This window comes from Vibrio genomosp. F10 str. 9ZD137 (assembly GCF_049974785.1).
Lineage (GTDB): Bacteria > Pseudomonadota > Gammaproteobacteria > Enterobacterales > Vibrionaceae > Vibrio.
The window spans coordinates 1-6,433 of sequence record NZ_JBNGCJ010000234.1; the positions used below are offsets into that span (position 1 = coordinate 1).

The following is a 6,433-nucleotide window of genomic DNA, read 5'->3' on the forward strand; positions in this document are numbered from 1 at the left end:
GCCCGTTATCGATATGGCGGCCGCGATTGGGTTTCGTCCAATTCAGCCCGAAGAATATGATAGCTGCTATTTAATTGTGACAGATTGCCTACGAACTATAGTTGGTTTCATGGTTCGTTCGATTGAAAAAATCATTGAGTGTGACTGGAGAAATATTGAATCTTCGCCTTCAACTGCAGGTAAAGATGTTTTTGTTACGGGCATTACCCGACACAAGGATCAGATCGTACAAATGTTGGATGTGGAATTATTGCTTTCAAAAATTTACCCTCAGTACGAATCTGCAAATATCCCTATGCTGACTGATATAGAAAGAGAACGTCTGAAAGCCTTGAATATTCTCCTCGTTGATGACTCTTCGATCGCTCGAAAACAGCTTTCTGACGCTCTTGATAGAATCAATATACCCTATCAAATCTGTAAAAATGGTCTAGATGCGCTAGAACTCATGAAAGCTCAATCTTCAACGGACAAAGCGATAGATCTGCTCGTCAGTGATATCGAAATGCCAGGTCTTGATGGCTATGAGTTAGCATTTGAAGTGCAAAACTCGCCGGATCTCGATAACGCCTATTGTATCTTGCACACTTCTTTATCAAGCGAGATTTGTATTGATCGGGCTCATCAAGTCGGTGCTCATGAAGCGCTAGAAAAGTTTAATGCTGGTGAATTGATTCAAGCCATGCTCAAAGGAGCCAAAGCCATCGAAGAAAGTAAACAGAGCGTAGGATGCGGTTGATTTTGGTCGGTTTGCTTTGACAACGGCTCTACTCGCATTGATAAGACTGTCACACCGGCACTGCTCTATTCGTTATAGTTGAATTGTCCAGTTGAATTGTCCTGTGGTATTAGGCTCAGTCACTCTTTTCTCATTGAGCCTCCCTTTACTGAATTTCACTTTATCGTTCTTAATCTATCCGATGGTTAAGGTTCTCTGACTCAATCTATACACTAAGCCGATTCAAATTGCGTAAGCCAAGTCGTCAATAATTGATTCAATTGTTTCTTCTGTGCATCTGATAAAGACTCGACCAAATTACTTTGCACTGCGACATGCTGCATCATCATTTCATCAATTAAGACCAATCCGTCGTTAGTGAGTTTAACATGAACGCTGCGACGATCTTCCTGGCTATGAGAACGTTCAATAAGCCCTTTTTTTTCTAACTTATCCAGTCGATTGGTCATGGCTCCAGAGGTTAACATCATTGAATTGATCAAATCTGATGGCGTTAAGCTGAACGGTTTTCCGCTGCGTCTTAATGTGGCAAGCACATCAAACTCACCCAACTTCAAATCATACCGCTTATGGGTGTCTGCGATCTGAGTTTCCAAATGCTTAGAAATTCGCAACAAACGCCCCAACATCGCCATAGGTTCAGTGTCGAGTTCAGGTTTTTCTTTTGCCCATTGCTCTACAACTCGTTCAATTGCATCCATAGCCCACTTATTCTCCATCTTCTATATAGGTAAACGCTAAGTATCTTAACATAAAGACACTTTACAACACTGAATTTTCAGCGTACATTGACTTTAAACTATCTTAACGTAAAGATAAATACGCCATGAACATACTATTCGCTATGATCCCTGCATTCTTTTGGGGAACAACCTATGCTGTGACTCAGTATACCCTCCCCGACTGGCCTCCATTATTGCTTGGTGCTCTTCGCGCCTTGCCAGCGGCTCTATTACTATTGTTAATCAAACCCACTTTGCCTAAAAAAGGCCATTGGCGAGTCCTGTTTAGCTTGGGCCTAATTAATATCGCTACCTTCTTCGGTTTGATATTTGTAATGGCATTGACATTACCGGCGGCAATATCAGGGGTAGGCATGGTTTCTGTTCCAATATTCGCCATGATTTATCATTGGTTGATGGATAAAAAGAAACCCAATTTAATGCAAGTAGTATCAGGGACACTGCTCGTTATACTCGCATGGTTACTCTTTGACCCAAGCTCCATTAGCCTAAATCCAATAGGTTTAGGGGCCATGTTCGCAGCCATCATGTGTATTGTCGTTGGCAGTAGCATCACCAAGTCACTTGGAAATACAATGGATTGGTGGGGCGTATTGACCTGGCAACTGTTGATTGGCGGGGTCATTTTGGCCTTCGTTTCTGTTGGGCAATTTTTAGTTCAACCTACCCCTTACATTGAGGTTTACCAGAACTTTAGTGCTAAAAATCTGATCGGACTCATTTGGGTTTTTGGCCTTAACACAGCACTTGGATACAGCCTGTATGTTTGGTTGTTACAGCGTATGTCAGTCGTGGACTTTAGCTTTGGCGGCATTGCAAACCCAATTGCTGGAATCGTCAGTGGTTTTGTTTTAATCGGGGATTCCTTTACGCTATATCAATACGCATTGATGGTAAGTATGATTGTTACATCACTATTACCTCAGCTTCTCGTTGCTCTCAGGGCATTTAAGTCGCCGATATCTGTAAATCTTCGATAGCCATTCGTTTTTCGGTCTTTTTAGCTATCATTTTTTTAAAAATATGCGGATAATTCCGAAGCAGAATTAAAATTAATCAGCTAATCTTAGCTTTATAAGTATTTGTTAGTTATGGCAGCAAAAATAGAAATGACGAGCGACGACTTCAAGAAATCGACAGCCAACCTAAAGAAAGCCGTACCATTGATGATGAAAAATCATGTTGCTGCGACACCTGCGAACTACGCAGTCTGGTATACGTATGTCGACGAGAGTAACCCGGAACTGAATCAAGAGCTCGACATGGTGGTGGAGAATTTTGGCTTGTGCCCACCAGCAGCAGGGAAAGATCTGTACAATAATCATCTAGCAGACCAAACTGAAACTGATTTGACCTGCCTCAGAGAGAATATTGAGGTGTTAGTCAATGAGGTTTCAAGCTCAATGACGGACACCCTTTCAGATACGTCTTCTTTCTCAGAGTTCATTGATAAAAGCTTCACCGATCTAAGCCGAGTAGAAAAAGAGGGATTATCAATAGATGAAGTGATGGGGGTTATCCGCCAGCTCATTTCAGAATCTCGCCAAATTCAAACCTCTACCGATTTCCTTAACGGGCAACTGACCAACGCAACCAAAGAAATATCCAGGCTAAAAACGCAACTTGCTGATGTTCAAAAAGACGCTTTATTCGACAGTTTATCCAGTCTTTATAACCGACGAGCATTTGATACCGATTTGTTTGCTTTGTGCCGCGCTGAACAACCGATGTCCCTCATATTGCTAGATATCGATCACTTCAAAAGTTTTAACGATAACTACGGGCACCTGTTCGGAGATACCGTCATTAAAGCACTGGCTAAACGTTTACAATCGAGTTGCCGGGAAGGGATTACCGCTTATCGCTTTGGTGGAGAAGAATTTGCACTCATTGTGCCAAATAAATCCATTAGAATTGCAAGGCAATTTGCAGAGACACTTCGACGTGCCATAGAGAAGCTGTCTATTAAAGATCGCCGCTCTGGTAAGCAAATAGCCAATATTACCGCTTCGTTCGGTGTGACTGAATTTGAGAAAGGCGATACTATCGATAAAGTGATTGATAGAGCAGATGCATTGCTCTATGAGGCGAAACAACTGGGTCGAAATAGAGTTATGCCTTTGTAATCGATAAGCTTCTAATAAGTTTTATCCCACTCGTTCAATTCCTAAATCACAACCCAGATTATAGAATGTAAAAAGCCCAATACGCTGATATTGGGCTTGTTTGTAAATGGCGGGCTATTTTGTAAACGGTAGGCGTTATGTAAATGATGACCCGCTCTAAAATCGTGTTTACCTATTTTGAAGGCTAATCGTGAGGGCTAATCGTTCAGAAGCTAGCCGTCTGCCGTTATTTTCTCAATCAGGCTCAATTCCACCTCTTTAGCCTTATTGGTGCTTATTTGGCAAGTTCCTGCGGCTTTATGCCCACCCCCACCGTACTTTAACATTAACTCACCAATATTGGTTTTTGAGCTTCTATCAAAAATGGATTTACCCGTAGCAAAGACAATATTTTGCTTTTGAAAGCCCCACATTTTATGAATAGAGATATTACATTGCGGAAACACCGCATAAATCATAAATCGGTTACCCGCGTAAATAGTCTCCTCCTGCGTTAAATCTAACACCACCAAATTCTTATATACCGTTGCACAACGGGTAATTTGCTCTTTAAACAGGTTTTCATGATCTCGATAAAGCGTAACGCGTTCAACCACATCAGGAAGTGCCAAAATCTCATCAATCGTTTGCGTTTTACAGCAATCAATCAAGTCCATCATGAGAGCATAATTAGAAATTCGAAATTCTCTGAAACGACCAAGACCCGTCCGGGCATCCATCAAAAAGTTAAGTAGATTCCAACCAGTTGAGTCCAACACTTCATCACGGGTGAAGTCGGCTGAATCGCCTTTATCGACAGCAATCATCATCTCTTCCCATTCTTTAGGAAAGGTCGAAAGACCACCGTAGTAATCCCATACAACTCGAGCTGCGGAAGGAGCATCGGGTTCAATAATGTAATTGTCGTGTTCCCCCTTATTACGCATTTTTTCAGACAGATGATGATCAAATACAAGATGAGCTTTGGGGTGAAAAGGCAAGTTCGTTACGATGTCGTTTTCAGTGATCATCACAATGCCATCTTGCATATCTTTGGGGTGTACAAACTTAATATCTTCAATCAAATCAAGTTGTTTTAACAGGACTGCACAAACCAACCCATCAAAATCACTACGAGTAACAAGGCGAAACTTATTCACTGGCATACCTAGATCCTTACTTGGTATTTATTGTTATTTGGTACAACACGATTTACAGCATCAATGCAGAATTCACGTATTGTTTGTCTTAATTTTAGACATCTTCACTTTTTTGACAAACTTAACACACTATTTTTTAAAGGTTCTTTTATACTGATCATGGAAACGAGGTATTTATTTTGGAGAAAACAATGAAAAAGACCTATATCTTTGCAAGTTTAGCAGCCGTAGCTGTCTTGGCTGGTTGCTCAAGCGAGCCAGATGAGTATGAGGTTAAAGAATATACCTCTATCGCTAACCCTGCGTCCGTATATTGTGTTCAACAGGGTGGCGAATTAGACACCGTGACTGAAAATGAATTGCGTGTCACTTATTGTGCGTTTTCAGAAGAAGACCGTACTGAGCAATGGGAATATTTCCGAAATGCTCAAGAGCAAAAAAAAGTACAACAGTAATCACGAACGCTTAACGCCACCAGCAAGTATCTAACTGACTCTCTGGATCAAGATAGCGATTCAATAAGGTAAGATTAGTATCAAGCACAGCAAGATACTCTCTTACCTTTCTTATTGGCATGGATGGCACAGTATCGTTCACTGCGTGTTCGAGAGCGCTAAGCACTAGTGTTAACGGCAGAAAGGAAGCATTACTATCCAGTGTATTGTGAATTCGCTCTAAAGCAGCCTGCGCTATCTGGTAAGGCTGATCCCTAACCTTCGATAACTCTCTATCAAACGCATTGGCGACAACCCCTTCTAAATAGACTCGATAAGTGGTTAAAGCGTCCACTTGCATAAAAAGATCAGCGTTCAAATGCGTGTAGGGATACGGAATAACAATATGATCGTTGAGCTGATAAGAAATACTCAGCGTCGCGCCCTGTGCTAAACATTTTTTATACAGCACACCTAACAGCCCTTGCTCATCCATTAAGTTCTGGATTTCAAAGATACGGTGTAAGTGATAATCGTTAGAAGCAAACACGACCTTGAGTGTGGTTCCTTGGTGTATTAATCCGCTATCAAGCAGTGCTTGAGCACCATGCTGAATATTCTCAACAGTACTAGTGGAATCTTGCTCTAGTAAAATAGACTCGGCAGGAAAATCTAATTCTTGTCCATTCAATAGAAAATAGTCATACATTGCTTGAGATTCAGAGATAGCTTGACCTTTGGTCACACCACCACAAAATAACAACGCAGTTTGAGTGGGCTTTTCCACCGCCAAATACTGAATCAAGCCATCTACTCGACTTTTTCCTTCTAGCGTCAATTGACTATCTTGGAGTCTCTTTCCTAGCAAAATAATAATTTTATCAATACTCATCACGCATGTCTCAATTCTATCTATTGGCTTCGTGAAAAAATGTACATTCAAGCTAGATTGCATTACAAACAAGGCGCACAATCATTTACTTAACAACTACACTGTTTTCTTAACCACAGTTTAACAGACCTCAACTTAGGTAGGACTTACTTATGCTATCGATCTTTGAAATTTATAAAATCGGTGTTGGCCCTTCAAGCTCTCACACTAACGGCCCAATGATTGCCGGTTATAACTTTACTTGTCTTATCGCTCAAGATATTTCAAAGGTAGATCGTGTCCAGGTAGACTTATACGGATCGTTATCGCTGACAGGTCGTGGGCACCATACTGACCGAGCGACTATCTTAGGTTTACTTG

The 6,433-nt window shown here is 41.2% G+C and carries 8 protein-coding genes; 5 read left to right on the forward strand and 3 right to left on the reverse strand.

Features of this window, described 5'->3' with window-relative positions:
• The coding region (locus ACP45E_RS03390; protein WP_069584696.1) for a chemotaxis protein at positions 1-739 on the forward strand (739 nt) is incomplete at its 5' end.
• Between the two features lie 212 nt (positions 740-951).
• Here the strand turns inward: ACP45E_RS03390 and ACP45E_RS03395 are convergent.
• Complete coding sequence (locus ACP45E_RS03395) at positions 952-1,440, reverse strand: MarR family winged helix-turn-helix transcriptional regulator (RefSeq protein ID WP_017035850.1); 489 nt, start codon at positions 1,438-1,440, stop codon at positions 952-954.
• Between the two features lie 125 nt (positions 1,441-1,565).
• On the opposite strand from ACP45E_RS03395, the gene ACP45E_RS03400 reads away from it, so the two are divergent.
• Complete coding sequence (locus ACP45E_RS03400; RefSeq protein WP_017039074.1) at positions 1,566-2,462, forward strand: DMT family transporter; 897 nt, start codon at positions 1,566-1,568, stop codon at positions 2,460-2,462.
• A gap of 129 nt (positions 2,463-2,591) precedes the next feature.
• Positions 2,592-3,608: a GGDEF domain-containing protein gene (locus ACP45E_RS03405; protein ID WP_026026780.1), complete on the forward strand. Its 1,017-nt coding sequence runs from the start codon at positions 2,592-2,594 to the stop codon at positions 3,606-3,608.
• A gap of 212 nt (positions 3,609-3,820) precedes the next feature.
• Here ACP45E_RS03405 and ACP45E_RS03410 read toward each other — a convergent pair whose 3' ends face one another.
• Positions 3,821-4,753, reverse strand: coding sequence for an exopolyphosphatase (locus ACP45E_RS03410; RefSeq protein ID WP_017039076.1), 933 nt, complete (start codon positions 4,751-4,753; stop codon positions 3,821-3,823).
• Between the two features lie 185 nt (positions 4,754-4,938).
• On the opposite strand from ACP45E_RS03410, the gene ACP45E_RS03415 reads away from it, so the two are divergent.
• Entirely contained in the window at positions 4,939-5,202 is a 264-nt protein-coding gene (locus ACP45E_RS03415) for a putative hemolysin (protein WP_017035846.1), read from the forward strand.
• Positions 5,203-5,212: 10 nt separating this feature from the next.
• Here ACP45E_RS03415 and ACP45E_RS03420 read toward each other — a convergent pair whose 3' ends face one another.
• Complete coding sequence (locus ACP45E_RS03420) at positions 5,213-6,073, reverse strand: YdcF family protein (RefSeq protein WP_017039077.1); 861 nt, start codon at positions 6,071-6,073, stop codon at positions 5,213-5,215.
• A 152-nt stretch (positions 6,074-6,225) separates the two neighbouring features.
• Here ACP45E_RS03420 and ACP45E_RS03425 point away from each other — a divergent pair.
• The coding region (locus tag ACP45E_RS03425; RefSeq protein WP_277815676.1) for a serine dehydratase beta chain at positions 6,226-6,433 on the forward strand (208 nt) is incomplete at its 3' end.

Bases quoted from the DNA above. Each gene is read 5' to 3' on its own strand.
- ACP45E_RS03405 (WP_026026780.1), top strand. From the start codon at position 2,592: ATGACGAGCGACGACTTCAAGAAATCGACAGCCAACCTAAAGAAAGCC.
- ACP45E_RS03400 (WP_017039074.1), top strand. From the start codon at position 1,566: ATGAACATACTATTCGCTATGATCCCTGCATTCTTTTGGGGAACAACC.
- ACP45E_RS03420 (WP_017039077.1), bottom strand. From the start codon at position 6,073: ATGAGTATTGATAAAATTATTATTTTGCTAGGAAAGAGACTCCAAGAT.
- ACP45E_RS03395 (WP_017035850.1), bottom strand. From the start codon at position 1,440: ATGGATGCAATTGAACGAGTTGTAGAGCAATGGGCAAAAGAAAAACCT.
- ACP45E_RS03415 (WP_017035846.1), top strand. From the start codon at position 4,939: ATGAAAAAGACCTATATCTTTGCAAGTTTAGCAGCCGTAGCTGTCTTG.
- ACP45E_RS03410 (WP_017039076.1), bottom strand. From the start codon at position 4,753: ATGCCAGTGAATAAGTTTCGCCTTGTTACTCGTAGTGATTTTGATGGG.